This window comes from Streptomyces sp. NPDC005533, from assembly GCF_042871845.1.
GTDB lineage: Bacteria > Actinomycetota > Actinomycetes > Streptomycetales > Streptomycetaceae > Streptomyces.
This window is the reverse complement of the sequence record NZ_JBIAJH010000008.1, coordinates 177,796-192,396: the sequence shown is the minus strand read 5'-3', so window position 1 is coordinate 192,396 and position 14,601 is coordinate 177,796. Positions and strand designations below refer to the sequence as shown.

Here is a 14,601-nt window from a genome sequence, read left to right as displayed (position 1 = left end):
ATCCCGCCCCGGACCGTCAGTCCGAAGACGCCCCCTGGATGTGGAAGTTGAAGTCCGCGTGCCCGAGGGAGCCCATCAGCCGCAGCCAGACGGGCAGCAGCATCTCGGCGCCCCGCGCCGTCTCGATCCCGCCCAGGTCCAGGATGCTCCGCTCCGGCCAGCCGAAGGAGTGGAGCAGCTCCCGTACGGTCTTCTTCGCGTCCGCGTCCTCGCCCGAGAGGAAGACGTGGTGCTCGCCGGCGACCCGCCCCGGATCGACCATGACCAGGCAGTTCATCGTGTTCAGCGTCTTGACCACCCGCAGCCCGGGGAAGGTGCGCTGGATCAGCTCGCCCAGGCTGTCGGTGTCCACCGGTTCCAGCCTCGGCGGGAAGCCCCGCGAGAAGTCCAGCGGGTTCGCGACGTCGATGAGGATCTTGCCGTCCAGGTGCGCGGCGTCCGCCTCCGTCAGCGCGGCGATGCTGACCTGCCCGCCGGTGGCGTTGACCAGGGTGTCGCCGTCCCGCGCGGCTTCCGCGAAGCCGGCGAGCCGGACCCCGGGCTGCCCCGCCTGCCAGTCGGCGTACTCGGCGCGCCCGGCGGTCGCCTCGGGGTCCCGGGTGCCGATGACCACCTCGTGGCCCAGGGAGGCGAGCCGGGCGGCCAGCGTGCGGCCGACGATCCCGGTTCCGAGGACTGCGTAGCGCATGCCTGATTCCTTCCGCTCGGCCGGGAGTTCCCGGCTGGTCCAGGATGCCCACGGCGCAGGAGAATGGGTACCGGTTCGGGTCGTGCGGCGGGAACCGGTGGATGCCCTCCTCGATGCGGACCGCCACCGCGCCGACGGCGATGACCAGCGGAAGAGGGTCCACGCCCCCGCGTACCGGTGCAGGCCGGACACGTCGCTCCCGTACCCCCGGACGGCTCAGGCGCGCCCCCGGTTGCGGCGGTTGCCGCGCCGGCCGCGGGCCGCCCGCCCGCCGCCCGGGCCGCCGAGGGTCCGGCCGTCGAGGCCGATCCACACCCGGACCTCGGTCCCGCCGAGGACGGAGCGCCCGAGCCGTACGTCGCCGCCCGTCGACTCGGCGACGCGGCGCACGATGTCGAGGCCCAGGCCGGTCGATCCGTCGCGGCCGCCGTCGTTGCCCCGGCGCAGGGCCGCCTCCGGGTCGGCGATGCCGGGGCCCGCGTCCGAGACGAGCACGATGACCGCGTCACCCGCGTCGTGGACGTCCACCGAGAAGGGCGTGCCCTCGGGGGTGTGCCGGAAGACGTTGCCGAGCATGGCGTCGAGGGCGGCGGCGAGCTCGGGCCGGGCCACGGGGATCCGTACGGTACGGTCCACACCCGCGAGCCGCACCTCGCGGCCCTCGTCCTCCGCGAGCGCCGACCAGAAGTCCATCCGGTCGCGGATCACCTCGGAGGCGTCGCAGCCGGCGGCCGCCCCGACCAGGCCGGTGGCGGGGCGCTGTTCCCGCGCCGTGCGGATGATCGTGTCGACCTCGCGCTCCAGCTGCTCCACCGCGGCCCGGGTCTGTTCGGCGGCCGGGCCGTCCCCGAGCGAGGCCGTGTTGAGCCGCAGCACCGTCAGCGGCGTCCGCAGCCGGTGCGAGAGGTCGGCGGCCAGCTCCCGCTCGTTGGCGAGGAGTTCCACCACCTGGTCCGCCATCGCGTTGAACGCGACGGCCGCCGAGCGGAGTTCCTTCGGCCCCACCTCGGGGACCCGCGCCCCGAGCCGGCCCTCGCCCAGTCGGTGGGCGGCGTCGGCGAGCCGCTCGGCCGGGCGCACCAGCCGGGCGCCGAGGCGGTCGGCGACCGCCACCGAGCCCACGATCAGCGCCAGCCCGACGCCCGCGAGCACCAACCAGGCCGTCGCGACGCCGTTGCTGACCTCGCTCTCCGGTACGTAGATCTCCACCACGGCGATGTCCCCGGAGCCGAGGGCGGTCGGCTGGAGCAGCGCGGAACCCCCGCCGGGCACCGAGGCCGTCGTGGCCCGCCCGATCCGCCGGGTCTCGGCGACGGCGTGCTCGCCCGCCCGGCCCCGGCCGATCTCCACGGGGGCGCTGTCGCCGACGGCCGGGACGTGGACGGCCATCCGCCGGGCGGCGCCCATCTGCGTGGACTCGACGGCCTTCTGCAGCTGGACCGGGTCGGTGGTGATGGACAGGGTCGGCCCGATGGTGGCGGCCTGCCGTTCGGCGTTGGAGAAGGCCCGGTCGCTGGCCATCTCCTGGACGACGAGGCCGAGCGGCACGGCGAAGGCCACGACCACCATGGCCGTGACCGCGAGGCAGACCTTGACCAGGGCCCATCTCATCGGGCCATCACTGCGGCGGCTCCAGCTTGACGCCCACACCCCGCAGCGTGTGCAGGTAGCGCGGGCGGGCGGCGGTCTCGCCGAGTTTGCGGCGCAGCCAGGACAGGTGGACGTCGATGGTCTGGTCGTCCCCGTACGACTGCTGCCAGACCTCGGCGAGCAGTTCGCGCCGGGCCACGACCACCCCGGGCCGGCCGGCGAGGAAGGCCAGCAGGTCGAACTCCCGCCGGGTGAGGTCCAGTACGGTCCCGTCGAGCTCGGCCTGGCGGCGCAGCGGGTCGATGGCGAGCCCGCCGACGCGCAGGACGCGCGAGGGGGGTTCGGCTCCGGCGGCGGCCCGGGAGCGGCGCAGGACGGCGGCCATGCGGGCGGAGAGGTGCTCCACGGAGAACGGTTTGGTCAGGTAGTCGTCGGCGCCGTCGTTGAGGAGCCGGACGATCTCCGCCTCGTCGTCGCGCGCGGTGGCGATGATCACCGGCACGTCGGTGATGCCGCGCAGCATCTTGAGCGCCTCCGACCCGTCGAGGTCGGGCAGGCCGAGGTCGAGGATGACCACGTCGAAGCGGTGGTGCGCGACCTCGCGCAGGGCCTCCAGGGCCGTACCGACGCTGCGCACGGTGTGCGAGGCCTCGGTGAGGTGCCGGATGAGGGCGGAACGTACGAACTGGTCGTCCTCGACCACGAGCACACTTGCCATGGCCCGCACCGTAGTCCATTCGAGGGACTCAGCGGGGTGTCGGGCGGCTCTTGTGACGGGTGGTGCAGTATGTGCCCTGATGCGACGAGGACTTCTTCATGCCATGGCGTGGACGCTGGCGACCGGGGCGGCGGTGACGCTGTCGTGGTGGGGCGTGCACAGCGTCATGTCGGGAACGGCCTACGATCCGCCGCTCGCGGTGCCGCTGGCCGCCCAGCCGCTGTCCTCCTCGACGCAGCGCGCGCAGCCGCCGGACGCCCCGGCGCAGTCCGCGTCCGCGTCGCCGTCGCCCTCCGCGTCGCCGACGCCGGCCGCGCCGTCGTCCACCGCGCCCTCCTCCGGCAAGCCGTCCCAGAAGCCCGCGGCAAGCCCGTCCCCGTACGGGCAGGGGGACGGGCCGCATCAGGGCAACGTGAAAGCCTATCCGGTCTCCGGCGGCCGGGTGGTCTTCTCGCTGGGCGCGTCCTCCGCCGAGCTGGTCTCGGCGACGCCGGCGGCCGGCTGGCGGATGCAGGTGTGGAAGCAGGACTTCTGGATCCGGGTCACCTTCACCCGGGACGGCCGCGAGGTCTCGGTGTTCTGCACCTGGCACGACCACCCGCCGATGGTGGAGATCGTCGACCCCTGAGCCGGGCCGTCCCGGACGGGAGGCCTCAGGCGGGGACCGTGCCCACCAGCACGAACTCGTTGTACGGGAAGACCTTGCCCATCGGCCGGGGGAAGGGGAAGGAGTAGGTCCGTCGGACGGCTATCCCCGCCTTGGCCGCGTGGCTGCGCAGCTCCTCGAAGCCGACCCAGCGGATGTGGGTGGCGTCGGACCGGAAACCGACCTCCTGCGGGGTGATCATGACGACCGACCCGCCCGGCTTGACCAGCGGAAGGTACTGCTCCAGCAGCGTCGCCGCCGTGTCCTCCTCCACGTGCTCCAGCACGTGGGCGACCAGCAGGCTGTCGAAGGACCCGGGGCCGCAGTCCGGCGCGGCGGCCAGCCCGTCGGGGGTGTAGGCGTTCAGTCCGCGCTCGCGACAGGTCTGCACCGAGTGGGGGTTGTGGTCGACGCCCACGCTGTCGGGGCCGCAGTTGAGCAGGTTCCGCCCCAGCCCGCAGCCGATGTCGAGGACCCGGCCCAGCTGCAGGCGCTGCAGGTTCCAGCGGTACGGCGCCTGGGTGGGCAGCAGCCGCTTGATTCCGGACTGCTCCAGGCGCGCCAGCCGCTGGGTGTAGTCGGAGCCGGCGGTGCTGGGGGTGCTCGGGGTGCTCGGGGTGCCGGGGGTGGGGGCACCGGGGGTTGCGGGGAAATCAGACATTGCCTTGCCGTCTCCTGAACGCGTCGTAGGAGGGCAGGCCCTCCTAGGGGTTCACAGGCTACGCAGGGCGGCCGTCCGCCGGGAGTACTCTGGGGATCTTTATCTGTAACTGCGCGATCCGCGTCCGTCACCGGCCCGGCTGCGCTCGGGGACCTGGCGCCGGGAGGCCCGCTCGGCTACCGGAAGACCGAGGGCGGCGGCTGCGGCGAGGCCACCGCGGAGGCGTCGGCGACGGGGGCCGCGCCGCCCGCGAAGTCGGTCAGTGCCCGGCCGTGCTCGACCCGGCCCGGGTGCGGGTCGCTCGCGACCCGTCGGGTGAATTCGGCGACGGGCAGCTCGCGGTCGGCGGCCACCAGGACGGCATTGCCGAATCGTTTCCCCCGCCAGACCACCGGGTCCGCGGCCAGCGCCAGCTCCGTGAACCGGGACGCGGCCGTCGCGATCTGGCTCCGCAGGTGGGTCAGCGGCGGACCGTCCGCGAGATTGGCCACGTACCACCCGGTGGGCGCGAGGGCGCGCCGTACGTCGTCCAGGAACTCGGTGCTCGTCAGGTGCGCCGGGGTACGCGCGCCGCTGAACACGTCCGCGATCACCAGGTCCGCCCAGCCGTCCGGAACCTTCGCCAGGCCCGCCCGGGCGTCCACCGCCCGGACCCGGACCCGCGCCTGCGGGTCCAGCGGCAGGTGTTCCCGTACGAAGGCCACCAGCGCGGCGTCGATCTCCACGATCTGCTGGGTCGAGCGGGGGCGGGAGGCGGCCGTGTAGCGGGCGAGGGTGAAGGCGCCGCCGCCCAGGTGCACCACGTTCAGCGGCTGCCGGGCGGGCGCGACGAGGTCGATGAGGTGGCCGATCCGCCGCTGGTAGGCGAAGTCCAGGTACGTGGGATCGTCCAGGGCCACATGCGACTGCGGGGCCCCGTCGATCAGCAGGGTCCAGGCACCGGCGCGCTCGCGGTCCGGCTCCAGCTCCGCCCGGCCGCCGTCCACCTGCCCGGTGACCGCCTCCGCGGTGCCGCGACCGCGCTGCCTGCCCTTGTTCCTGTCCTTGCCCGCCACCTCCCCATTGTGCCGGGCGCACGTCGGGAAGGGGTCAGCGGCAGTTGTCCGCGGCCTCGATCAGCCGGGCCGCCTCGCCGAGCGCCGCGCGCAGCACCTCGGGGTCGGTGACCGGGCCGACGGCCTCCGGCGGGAGCAGCCAGCCGGTGACGTCCGCGGCGGGCGAGGCGGCGTCGCCGAAGCGCATCCCGCGCCCGTTGGTCTGCGTACAGGCGCTGCCCGGCAGGTCCCACGCGTCGGCGGTGCCGGGCGGGACGAGGAAGCCGAGGGTGTCTCCGGATCCGTCGTGCAGGACGGGGCCGACCCCGCCGGCCTGGCTGGCCGCGCGGCGGATGATGTCCACCGCCTCCAGCCCCTGCCGCGTGGGCACGGTCACCAGATCCAGATCCAGGTCCGGGGCCGTGCCGGGCTCGGGCGCGGTGTTCGTTCCAGTGCTCTCCATGCCGCCCTCCACCAAGGGAACCCCTCCTCGATCCGTATCCGCATGGGTTCAACGCACGGGAACGTCAACGGGTGCGGCGGCAAGACGCTGCAAAGGATGGCAGTTCATGGCGGATCGCGGGTGAGATATCCGTTTTGTAGCCAAACATCGCTTGAACACCCCCTCGCTGGCGGTACGTTCATGCGCGCCGGACCCCGGTCACAGCACCGGTGCTGCGTTCCTTGCCAGAGAGGTCACGTCCATGGCGGCGTCCCCCCACTCACCCAACTCCACCTTCCGGCGGCTGCGCGGGCAGCACTCCCCGGCCGAGTTCGCGGCCCTCGTGCGCCGGGCGGCGAAGGAGATCGGAGAAACGGTTTCCTGCGACGCGCGCTACATCGGCCGCGTCGAGTCCGGCGAGATCCGCTGCCCCAACTACGCCTACGAGCGCGTCTTCCTCCATATGTTCCCCGGCCGCGCCCTGGCCGACCTGGGCTTCTCCCCGCGTGAGAGCGTCCGTGGCCGATCGGGCCGGCGCGACCCCTCCCCCGTCCCCCTCCACCGTTCCCCTTCCAGTGCCAAGGAGAGCGACGTGCTGCGTCGCGCGTTCATGGCGGGCGGCTCCGCGACCGTGGCGGCCGCGACGCTCAGCCTCACCCTGCTCGGCGACACCCGCCGGCTCCCTTCCCGCGCCGGTGAGACGGAAGCCGCCGCCGTCGAGGACGCCGTACGCCAGATCCGCCTGCTCGACGACCGGCACGGGGCGGACGCCCTGTACCGCAGGGCCGCCGAGCCCCTGCGCACCGCCTACGCCCTGCTCGACGCGGGGGCCACCCGGCAGTCCACCGAGGACCGGCTGCACGCGGGCGCCGGTGAACTGGCCGTCTCGGTGGGCTGGCTGGCCCACGACTCCGGCCGCTTCGACGACGCCCGCTCGCACTACGCGGAGGCCCTGGCGACGGCCCGGGTCGCCCGGGACGCGGGCCTGGAGGCGCACGCCTTCAGCAACATGGCCTTCCTGGCCCGGGACTGCGGCCGCTCCCGTGAGGCGGTACGGGCGGCCCAGGCGGGCCTGCGGGCCGCGCGCTCCCTCGGTTCCCCGCGGCTGCTGTCCCTGCTCGCCCTGCGGGAGGCCGGCGGCTGGGCGGGGCTGGCCGACCGCAAGGCCTGCGAGGAGGCGCTGACGCGGGCCCACACGGAGTTCTCCCGGGGCGAGGCCGACGCCGACCCCGAGTGGATGTCCTTCTTCGGCGAGGCGGAGCTGGAGTCCCTGGAGGCCCGGTGCTGGGCGACGCTCGGGGACCACGCCCGCGCGGCCCGGCACGCCCGCCGCGCCGCCGACCTCCAGGACCCGCACTTCGCCCGGAACGTCGCCCTCTACACCGCCGAGCTGGCCGGTGACCTGGCCCGCGCGGGCGCCCCCGACGAGGCCGCCTGGGCGGGCGGGCGGGTGCTGGACCTGCTGTCCGAGGTGCAGTCCACCCGGGTCCGGTCGATGCTGTCGCAGACGGCGGGCGCGCTCGTTCCGCATCAGCGCTCCCCACGGGTGGGGGCCTTCCTGGCGAGACACGCGGCGGTCTGATCCCGCCGGTCAGCCGCCGACGTACTCGTAGACCCCGCCGTCGGGGTGGCGCACCACCGCGCGGCGGCCGTTGGGCGTGGGGGCGGGGGCGGCGATCACCTCGCCCCCGGACGCGGCGCAGTGCGCGACGGCCGCGTCCAGGTCCGCCACGGAGAGGGTGGCGGCCACTCCCGCGAACCGCTCGGCGATCGCGTCGGGCCCGCTGAACAGCAGGAACGGGCCGACGCTCGCCAGGTCCAGGCCGGCGAACCCGAACCGGGTCGCGGGCTGACCGGTGAGGCGGACGTAGAAGTCCAGGGCAGGACCGAGATCGTCCACGCGCCGCCGCAGCACCACGGAGGTAATCGTCATGCCGGTATCCTCCCCGCGGTCCGCCCCTCCCAACTCCCCTGCGGCGAAAACGCTTTGACGCGCGGTGGGGCCGAAGGACCGGGCCGGCCGCGCCGCGGGCGGTTCGGCTCGGCCCCGCTCGGGGCGGGGCCTACCCGTCCAGGTGGCCCGTGTCGTTCCAGCGTTCCAGCGCGGGGGCGCCGTAGGCCCAGCCGAGGACCGAGAGGGAGGTGGGCTCCAGGCGGATGCGGGCGCCGAAGGAGGCGTCGAAGCCGAGCCACCGGGCGGCGAGGGTGCGCAGGATGTGGCCGTGGGCGAAGACCAGGACGTCGCGCTCCGCCGAGCGCGCCCAGGAGACGACCTCGTCCGCGCGGGCCGCGACGTCGGCGACGGACTCGCCGCCCGGGACCCCGTCGCGCCAGATCAGCCAGCCCGGCCGGATCGCCTGGATCTCGGCCGGGGTCATGCCCTCGTAGTCGCCGTAGTCCCACTCCAGCAGTGCGTCCCACGGCTCCGCCCGGACGCCGAAGCCCGCGAGGTCGCAGCTCTCGCTCGCGCGGACCAGCGGGCTGGTGCGGACCTCGACCCCGGAGAGGTTCTTCCACGGGTCGCGGGCCAGCCGCTCGCCGAGCAGCTTCGCCCCCTGCTTGCCCTCCTCCAGCAGGGGCACGTCCGTGCGTCCGGTGTGCTTGCCGAGCTGGGACCACGCCGTCTGGCCGTGGCGGGCCAGCAGGATGCGGGGGGCCATGGGGTTCTCCCGTTTCATACGAGTCTGTGCGCGTTCATGCGTTTTTCCGGTCATTCAGCCGTCCGACCATCATCCAACAACACGTGGACGTGGCGGTCGGCCTCCCCCCGCCCCCGCCGCCGGTTTCCGCGCTGGGTCCACGAATGTCAGTGGCGGATGGGACACTTCCGCCCGTGAGCTCCTACCCGCCCAGCAGCCCTGCGCAGCCGACCACGCTGCGGCAGCGGCTCGCCGGCCTGCGCGGTCCGGCCGTGCCGCCCCGTCCGCTCGACGCCCGGGCGCTGGCGGCCCTCGCCGCCAACCCGGGCTGCGGCAGACGGGCCCTGCTCGACGGCGCGGGCGTGGACAAGAACGCCCTCGCCACGGCCCTCGGCTCGCCCGCCGCGTTCGGGCAGTCGCAGTTCGCCATAGTCCGCGGGAACTCCTTCGAGGCCAAGGTCAAGGGCGACGGCGGAGCCGAGCTGCTGCGGCTGGTCCACGCGCACCTCGACCCGGCCGCCGAGCCCCCCGGCGCGGACGCCCGCGTCCCCGACCTCACCGCCGCCGGGCCCGAGGGCCGCTCCGCCCGGACCGCCCTCGCCCTGCGCGAGGCCACCGCGGCCGGGGCGTGGACCCTGCTGGACCACCCGATGCTGGCCCTGGAGGTGGCCGGCTCCCCGGCCTACCTGGAGCCGGACGCCGTGGTCGTGCATCCCGACGGCCGCTGGACCGTCGTGGAGATCAAGTCGTTCCCGATGATCGACGGAGCCGCCGACGCCGCGAAGGTGGGCGCCGCCGCCCGCCAGGCCGCCGTGTACGTGCTGGCGCTGGAGAAGACCGCAGGGAAGCTGGCGGGCGCCGAGGTCGGGCACACCGTGCTGCTGGTCTGCCCGAAGGACTTCTCCAACCTGCCCACCGCCTCGCCCGTCGACGTCCGCCGCGAGCGCTCCGTGACCCGGCGCCAGCTGGACCGGCTGACCCGGGTCGAGGAGCTGGCCGCGGCGCTGCCCGAGGGCCTCAGCTTCGACCCGGCGACCCGGACCGCCGAGGAGCTCGTCGAGGCGGTGTCCGCCGTCGACGCCGCCTACGCGCCCGAGTGCCTGGCCGCCTGCGAGCTGGCCTTCCACTGTCGGGACCGGGCCCGCACCACGGGCGCGGTGACCGCGCTGGGCCGTTCCGTACGGGGCGAGCTGGGCGCGCTGACCACCGTCGAGGAGGCCCTCGCGGCGGCCTCCGGGGCCGGCTGCGCCGACGATCCGACCGCGGCCGCCCTGCACCGCGCGGCCCGGCTGCGCGCCGAGGCCCTGGAGTCGGCGGCGGGGGTCGGCGCATGAGCCTGCTGAACACGCTGGCCCGGCTGCAGGCCGTACGGGCGGGCCGCGCCCAGCCGCTCGCGACCGTACGGCACCGCCACCTGAGCGAGACCCCGATGGTCCTCGTGCCGCTGACGACGGCCGGTGAGGCCGGGGCTCCGCTGGGCGCGCTGGTCGGCACGGACCGGCACGCGCCGCAGGTGTTCGTGATACCCCAGCCGCGCGACCGGGACCTGCGCTGGGCGTTCCTCGCGGACCTGGCGGTCCCCGTGCTGGCCCACATCGACGCGTACGCCGACGCGGTGGAGCCGGCCGAGCGCAGCGAGACCGACCCGGAGACGGGCAAGCGGGTCAAGGTGGAGACCGAGCTGTGCGTGGACGCGCCGCAGCTGATCGTGCCGAGCCGGGCGGGCATCGAGTACGTACGGCTGCTGGGACGGTCGATGCGGTTCCGGCGGACCGCCGAGGAGGAGCCGGAGAACCCGTACCCGGCGCCCTCGCAGGTGCCGATGCTGGGCCGCTGGTTCACGCACCTCGCCGAGCGCTCGCGGGTGCCCGGTTCCTCGATGCTGCTGTCGGCGACGGATCTGCTGGGGCGGCACTGGGCGACCGGGCAGAGCAACCTGGAGGACCAGCACCTGGGCGCCCTGCTGGGCTGGATCGATCCGCCGGAGGGCCTCTCGGGGGCCGAGGCGGCGCTGCGGGCGGAGCTGGGCCGTGACGCGGAGGGCCGGCTGCTGTGCCCGCCGGCCGGTCCGGCGACCGACCCGGCCTTCGACAACAAGCTGCTGGCCCCGGCCATCGCCCGGTACGACGCGGCGCGCTCGGCCCTGGCGGCCGGGGCCGGGGCCGGGGACAGGGACGCGGACAGCGGGGTGCGGAGGACCGCAGAGGTGCGGAAGGCCGAGGAGGCCGTGCGCCGGCTGGTCGTGGACCAGATGTCGCCCACCTGGCGGGCGACGTGGGAGGCCATCGACCTGCTGCGCTCCCTGCCGCCGGGCGAGCGCGCGGAGGAGCGCTGGACGCGCGACCGCTGGTCGTACACCGGCCACCGGGACCGCGTACGGGCGGGCGAGCCGCCGCAGCCCCGCCGCGACGACGCGGTGACGGCCGCCCAGAAGCTGGCCACGCGGGAGACCGAGCAGGTGCGGCTCGACGCGCAGGAGGCGCTGGACGACCCCCTCGTCATGGCGGGCCGGCGCCTCGCGGGCGAGGCGTTCGCCGGCGAGGTCACCGAGGTGGTGATGGAGTGGACGGAGTCGAAGCGGCCGAGCCCGCGCCCGCTGGTGACGGTGGCCACCGAGGACCGGCCGCAGCTCGCCGACGGGGGCGGCGGGAAGGTGTTCCGTTCGCTGGACGGTCGCCCGCAGAGCGCGCAGTTCGTACGCTTCGAGGAGGACGGGCGGCTGGTGCTGCGGCTCCTCGACAAGATGGGCCGCGGCCGGGACCCGGAGCCCGGGTCCGTCCCGGAGAAGGGTGACCGGGTCTGCTGGACGCTCTTCGAGCACGACGCGCGCGGCGGCCCGAAGCTCCCGGATCCGGAGCAGACCCCGTGGACCCACGGCGGGCCGCCGGGGCACCTGAGCGCCGTCCCCCTGCCCGACGCCGTGACCGACGAGGACCTGCTGTGACCGCGAGCGCATCCTTCGATCCCGGGGCCGCGGCGGCCGAGGCGACCGCCGCGATCCTGCGCGACACCCTGCACGGGGTCGAGCGGGGCGTGGTCGTCGACTCCCCGCCCGGGGCCGGCAAGTCCACGCTCGTGGTGCGGGCGGCCCGGGAGCTGGCCGCGGCCGGGCGCCGACTGATGGTGGTGGCGCAGACGAACGCGCAGGTCGACGACCTGGTGCTGCGGCTCGCCGACAAGGACCCGGAGCTGAAGGTGGGCCGGCTGCACAGCAGCGAGGGCGACGCCTACGATCCGGCGCTGCGCGAACTGCCCTCGGTCACCCTGTCGGCCAAGCCGAAGGACCTGCTGGAGCTGCCGATCACCATCTCCACGGCGGCGAAGTGGGCTTTCGTCAAGGACGTCGAGCCCTGGCAGCACGCCATCGTCGACGAGGCGTACCAGATGCGCTCGGACGCGCTGCTGGCCGTGGCCGGGCTGTTCGAGCGGGCACTGTTCGTGGGCGACCCGGGGCAGCTGGACCCCTTCAGCGTGGTCGGCGCGGAGCAGTGGGCGGGCCTGTCCTACGACCCCTCCGCCTCGGCGGTGAGCACCCTGCTGGCGCACAACCCGCAGCTGCCGCAGCACCGGCTGCCGGTGTCCTGGCGGCTCCCGGCGACGGCTGCGCCGCTGGTCTCCCGCGCGTTCTACCCGTACACGCAGTTCCGTAGCGGTACGGGGCGGGGCGAGCGGCGGCTGTCGTACGGGGTCCCCTCGGACGGGTCGGGCCCGGACCGGGTGCTGGACGAGGCCGCGGAGGCGGGCTGGGGCCTGCTGGAGCTGCCCGCGCGGCACACCCCCCGCACCGACCCGGAGGCGGTCGGGGCGGTGGCGCTGGTGGTGCGCCGCGCCCTGGACCGCGGGGCGGTGACCTCCGACGAGCGGTCCGAGGGCCCGTCCCCGCTGACGGCGGACCGGATCGCGGTCGGCACCGCCCACCGCGACCAGGCGGCCGCCGTCCGCGCGGCGCTGGCCGCGCTCGGGGTCACGGGGGTCACGGTGGACACCGCGAACCGCCTCCAGGGCCGCGAGTACGACCTCACGGTGGTCCTCCACCCCTTGTCGGGGCGCCCGGACGCGACGGCCTTCCACCTGGAGACGGGCCGCCTGTGCGTCCTGGCCTCCCGGCACCGGCACGCGTGCGTGGTGGTGGCCCGGGCGGGCATAGCGGAACTGCTGGACGACCACCCCTCGACGGAACCGGTCCAACTGGGCGTGACGGTGAAGTTCCCGGACGGCTGGGAAGCCAACCACTCGGTCCTGGCCCACCTGGCAGAACACCGCGTCCCCTGGCGCCCGTAGGGGAGGCCGGGCCCGCCGGCTGCGGCTCAGGGTTTGCGCCGGACGCCCTTGCGTTCGCGCAGGAGTTCGCCGACTTCGGCGAGGGTGCGCAGCTGGGCCGGGGTCAGGATGTCGATCAGGTGGCGGCGGACGGACTCCACGTGCAGGGGGGCCGCCGCCGTGATGGTGGCCACGCCCGTGCCGGTGAGGACGACCTCCGCGCCCCGGCCGTCCGTGGCCACCTCCTCGCGGCGGACGGTGCCGCGCTTCTCCATGCGGGTGAGCTGGTGGGACAGCCGGCTGCGGGACCACTGCATCAGCTCGGCCAGCGCCGTGATCCGCATGCGGTGGCCGTCCGTGGAGCCGAGCACCGACAGGACGTCGTAGTCGGCCTCGGAGAGCCCGCTGTCCTGGCTGAGGTCGCGCGCGATCTCCGCGTCGACCAGCGGGAACATCCGTCGCCAGGCGTACCAGGCGGCCTGTTCGGGCTCCGTGAGCCAGCGGGGCGGCTCGGATGCGGGGGTCATGTCTTCCACTTTAGCCAGGTCGGTGACACATCATCTATCTCGTTGACATGTCATGCACCTTGCGGGTTCTATAGGTGACACATCAACAACCGCACCGACCGGGAGCCCCTTCCATGACCCGCCTGCACGTCGTCTCCGCCGCCACCCGCCCGACCTCCTCCGGCCGCCCCCTCGCCCGCTGGGTCACCGAGCAGGCCCGCGACCGCGGCGGCTTCGAGGTCACCCCCGTCGACCTCGCCGAGATCGCGCTGCCCTTCCTCGACGAACCCGAATACGCCTCGACGGGCAACTACGCCCACCAGCACACCCGCGACTGGAGCGCCCTGGTCGACTCGGCCGACGCCTTCCTCTTCGTCCTGCCGATGTACAACGGCGGCTTCTCCGCCCCCTTCAAGAACGCCATCGACTTCCTCTACAACGAGTGGAAGGGCAAGCCGGTCGGCATCGTCAGCTACAGCGCCGGCCCCACCGGGGGCGTCCCGGCCGCCGAGATGCTGCTGCCGGTGCTCACCCGCCTCGGCATGCTGCCCGCCGAGCGGTCCGTCGCGGTCCCGGGCATCCCCAAGCTGATCGGACCCGAGGGCTTCGAGGCCCCCGAGGCGCTCGTCGGCGAGCTGGCCGGCGTACTGGACGACGTGGCCGAGCTGGCCGCGCGCCGCGCCGCGGAGTCCGTCACGGTCTGAGCGGGCTCCCGACGAGGCGGGGGTCGTACGCGGCGTGCGCGTACGACCCGAGCCGCCGCGACCGCTCGTCCGTGCGACTCCCCCGCCCCTGAGGCGGTCGGTCTGCTCGTGCGCCTCGCCGGCCGTACAGGTGTTCCAGCCCATCGCGTGGGGTCTTGCGCGGCGTTGGACAATGGACGGTGGCCCGGAAGCATTTCGCACGCGCAGCAGGAGGACACGGATGGCAGAGCCCGAGCGGACCGAGCGGCGGCTGCGGCCGGCGCCTCTGCTCTTCGAGCCCTCGGAGGCCGCGGGGGATCCGGAGCACTTCTTCGACCTGGAGTCGATCGAGGACCCCCGGGAGCTGCTGACCCGGGCGACCGAGCTGGCCCTCGCCTTCCGGGCGGCACAGGACCGGGCCGTGGAGTTCCAGGCGCTGGCGGCGGCCCAGCTGGCGGATCCGCGGCGCTTCGACCGGCTCTCGCCCGCGGTGATCGCCGAGCAGGCGGAGTGGACCGAGGACTACGCCCTCAAGATGATCGAGTTCGGCGAGAGCCTCCAGCGCGGAGCCGGCACGCCGTAGCCGGCACGCCGTAGCCGGCACGCCGCAGTGGCTACGCCGTCGCAGGGCCGGGCCGACCCGCCGCACGGGCCTCCCCCCGGCCCACCCGGATGGCATATGCGGGGCGCAACATACCGCAGCAGCCCCCCGCGCGTCCCGGTTTCCGGTAACT

16 protein-coding genes are annotated in these 14,601 nt (G+C 74.7%); 7 read left to right on the top strand and 9 right to left on the bottom strand.

Going from position 1 to position 14,601, the window contains the following annotated elements; all coding sequences use genetic code 11:
- Positions 1 to 16: 16 nt before the first annotated feature.
- From ACFYP3_RS11040 to ACFYP3_RS11030, 3 genes are all read right to left on the bottom strand, one after another.
- Positions 17 to 688 (bottom strand): NADPH-dependent F420 reductase, encoded by a 672-nt coding sequence (locus tag ACFYP3_RS11040; RefSeq protein ID WP_388830099.1) that lies wholly within the window; start codon positions 686 to 688, stop codon positions 17 to 19.
- Between the two features lie 216 nt (positions 689 to 904).
- Positions 905 to 2,299 (bottom strand): sensor histidine kinase, encoded by a 1,395-nt coding sequence (locus ACFYP3_RS11035; RefSeq protein WP_388830096.1) that lies wholly within the window; start codon positions 2,297 to 2,299, stop codon positions 905 to 907.
- 7 nt (positions 2,300 to 2,306) lie between these two features.
- Positions 2,307 to 2,996, bottom strand: coding sequence for a response regulator transcription factor (locus tag ACFYP3_RS11030; protein WP_078893179.1), 690 nt, complete (start codon positions 2,994 to 2,996; stop codon positions 2,307 to 2,309).
- A 79-nt stretch (positions 2,997 to 3,075) separates the two neighbouring features.
- Between ACFYP3_RS11030 and ACFYP3_RS11025 the strand changes: the two genes are divergently transcribed.
- Complete coding sequence (locus ACFYP3_RS11025; RefSeq protein ID WP_388830092.1) at positions 3,076 to 3,624, top strand: hypothetical protein; 549 nt, start codon at positions 3,076 to 3,078, stop codon at positions 3,622 to 3,624.
- 25 nt (positions 3,625 to 3,649) lie between these two features.
- Here the strand turns inward: ACFYP3_RS11025 and ACFYP3_RS11020 are convergent, their stop codons facing one another.
- The 3 genes from ACFYP3_RS11020 to ACFYP3_RS11010 all read right to left on the bottom strand — a co-directional run bounded on the left by ACFYP3_RS11020 (position 3,650) and on the right by ACFYP3_RS11010 (position 5,800).
- Complete coding sequence (locus ACFYP3_RS11020; RefSeq protein ID WP_388830089.1) at positions 3,650 to 4,303, bottom strand: class I SAM-dependent methyltransferase; 654 nt, start codon at positions 4,301 to 4,303, stop codon at positions 3,650 to 3,652.
- 176 nt (positions 4,304 to 4,479) lie between these two features.
- Positions 4,480 to 5,358: a spermidine synthase gene (locus ACFYP3_RS11015; RefSeq protein WP_388830086.1), complete on the bottom strand. Its 879-nt coding sequence runs from the start codon at positions 5,356 to 5,358 to the stop codon at positions 4,480 to 4,482.
- Positions 5,359 to 5,392: 34 nt separating this feature from the next.
- Entirely contained in the window at positions 5,393 to 5,800 is a 408-nt protein-coding gene (locus tag ACFYP3_RS11010) for a hypothetical protein (protein ID WP_388830083.1), read from the bottom strand.
- 241 nt (positions 5,801 to 6,041) lie between these two features.
- Here ACFYP3_RS11010 and ACFYP3_RS11005 point away from each other — a divergent pair, with 241 nt between their 5' ends.
- Positions 6,042 to 7,361 (top strand): tetratricopeptide repeat protein, encoded by a 1,320-nt coding sequence (locus ACFYP3_RS11005; RefSeq protein ID WP_388830080.1) that lies wholly within the window; start codon positions 6,042 to 6,044, stop codon positions 7,359 to 7,361.
- 9 nt (positions 7,362 to 7,370) lie between these two features.
- On the opposite strand, the gene ACFYP3_RS11000 is transcribed toward ACFYP3_RS11005, so the two are convergent.
- The gene (locus tag ACFYP3_RS11000) at positions 7,371 to 7,712 is read right to left on the bottom strand and encodes a VOC family protein (protein WP_030718135.1); all 342 of its coding nucleotides are present in this window, start codon (positions 7,710 to 7,712) and stop codon (positions 7,371 to 7,373) included.
- 130 nt (positions 7,713 to 7,842) lie between these two features.
- On the bottom strand, positions 7,843 to 8,439 hold the full coding sequence (locus ACFYP3_RS10995) for a histidine phosphatase family protein (RefSeq protein WP_388830077.1): 597 nt from the start codon (positions 8,437 to 8,439) through the stop codon (positions 7,843 to 7,845).
- 143 nt (positions 8,440 to 8,582) lie between these two features.
- On the opposite strand from ACFYP3_RS10995, the gene ACFYP3_RS10990 reads away from it, so the two are divergent.
- From ACFYP3_RS10990 to ACFYP3_RS10980, 3 genes are read left to right on the top strand one after another with little or no spacing between them, the layout of a single operon-like run.
- Positions 8,583 to 9,752 carry a hypothetical protein gene (locus ACFYP3_RS10990; protein ID WP_388830074.1) on the top strand — a complete coding sequence of 390 codons (1,170 nt, stop codon included), beginning with the start codon at positions 8,583 to 8,585 and terminating at the stop codon, positions 9,750 to 9,752.
- Positions 9,749 to 11,362 carry a hypothetical protein gene (locus ACFYP3_RS10985; RefSeq protein ID WP_388830072.1) on the top strand — a complete coding sequence of 538 codons (1,614 nt, stop codon included), beginning with the start codon at positions 9,749 to 9,751 and terminating at the stop codon, positions 11,360 to 11,362. Before ACFYP3_RS10990 ends, ACFYP3_RS10985 begins: the two co-directional genes overlap by 4 nt.
- The gene (locus ACFYP3_RS10980; protein ID WP_388830069.1) at positions 11,359 to 12,699 is read left to right on the top strand and encodes an AAA domain-containing protein; all 1,341 of its coding nucleotides are present in this window, start codon (positions 11,359 to 11,361) and stop codon (positions 12,697 to 12,699) included. The genes ACFYP3_RS10985 and ACFYP3_RS10980 overlap by 4 nt, the downstream gene beginning before the upstream one ends.
- 26 nt (positions 12,700 to 12,725) lie before the next feature.
- Here ACFYP3_RS10980 and ACFYP3_RS10975 read toward each other — a convergent pair whose 3' ends face one another.
- On the bottom strand, positions 12,726 to 13,205 hold the full coding sequence (locus ACFYP3_RS10975) for a MarR family winged helix-turn-helix transcriptional regulator (protein WP_388830066.1): 480 nt from the start codon (positions 13,203 to 13,205) through the stop codon (positions 12,726 to 12,728).
- Between the two features lie 113 nt (positions 13,206 to 13,318).
- Between ACFYP3_RS10975 and ACFYP3_RS10970 the strand changes: the two genes are divergently transcribed.
- On the top strand, positions 13,319 to 13,888 hold the full coding sequence (locus tag ACFYP3_RS10970; protein WP_376617227.1) for an NADPH-dependent FMN reductase: 570 nt from the start codon (positions 13,319 to 13,321) through the stop codon (positions 13,886 to 13,888).
- Between the two features lie 220 nt (positions 13,889 to 14,108).
- Positions 14,109 to 14,450, top strand: coding sequence for a hypothetical protein (locus tag ACFYP3_RS10965; RefSeq protein WP_388830063.1), 342 nt, complete (start codon positions 14,109 to 14,111; stop codon positions 14,448 to 14,450).
- The last annotated feature ends 151 nt before the right edge of the window (positions 14,451 to 14,601 follow it).

Excerpts from the sequence above, each read along its gene's own strand:
- ACFYP3_RS10970 (WP_376617227.1), top strand. The coding sequence starts at position 13,319 with ATGACCCGCCTGCACGTCGTCTCCGCCGCCACCCGCCCGACCTCCTCC.
- ACFYP3_RS10990 (WP_388830074.1), top strand. The coding sequence starts at position 8,583 with ATGTCAGTGGCGGATGGGACACTTCCGCCCGTGAGCTCCTACCCGCCC.
- ACFYP3_RS11035 (WP_388830096.1), bottom strand. The coding sequence starts at position 2,299 with ATGAGATGGGCCCTGGTCAAGGTCTGCCTCGCGGTCACGGCCATGGTG.
- ACFYP3_RS11025 (WP_388830092.1), top strand. The coding sequence starts at position 3,076 with ATGCGACGAGGACTTCTTCATGCCATGGCGTGGACGCTGGCGACCGGG.
- ACFYP3_RS11040 (WP_388830099.1), bottom strand. The coding sequence starts at position 688 with ATGCGCTACGCAGTCCTCGGAACCGGGATCGTCGGCCGCACGCTGGCC.
- ACFYP3_RS11000 (WP_030718135.1), bottom strand. The coding sequence starts at position 7,712 with ATGACGATTACCTCCGTGGTGCTGCGGCGGCGCGTGGACGATCTCGGT.
- ACFYP3_RS11005 (WP_388830080.1), top strand. The coding sequence starts at position 6,042 with ATGGCGGCGTCCCCCCACTCACCCAACTCCACCTTCCGGCGGCTGCGC.
- ACFYP3_RS10965 (WP_388830063.1), top strand. The coding sequence starts at position 14,109 with ATGGCAGAGCCCGAGCGGACCGAGCGGCGGCTGCGGCCGGCGCCTCTG.
- ACFYP3_RS11020 (WP_388830089.1), bottom strand. The coding sequence starts at position 4,303 with ATGTCTGATTTCCCCGCAACCCCCGGTGCCCCCACCCCCGGCACCCCG.
- ACFYP3_RS10975 (WP_388830066.1), bottom strand. The coding sequence starts at position 13,205 with ATGACCCCCGCATCCGAGCCGCCCCGCTGGCTCACGGAGCCCGAACAG.
- ACFYP3_RS10995 (WP_388830077.1), bottom strand. The coding sequence starts at position 8,439 with ATGGCCCCCCGCATCCTGCTGGCCCGCCACGGCCAGACGGCGTGGTCC.
- ACFYP3_RS10985 (WP_388830072.1), top strand. The coding sequence starts at position 9,749 with ATGAGCCTGCTGAACACGCTGGCCCGGCTGCAGGCCGTACGGGCGGGC.
- ACFYP3_RS11010 (WP_388830083.1), bottom strand. The coding sequence starts at position 5,800 with ATGGAGAGCACTGGAACGAACACCGCGCCCGAGCCCGGCACGGCCCCG.
- ACFYP3_RS11030 (WP_078893179.1), bottom strand. The coding sequence starts at position 2,996 with ATGGCAAGTGTGCTCGTGGTCGAGGACGACCAGTTCGTACGTTCCGCC.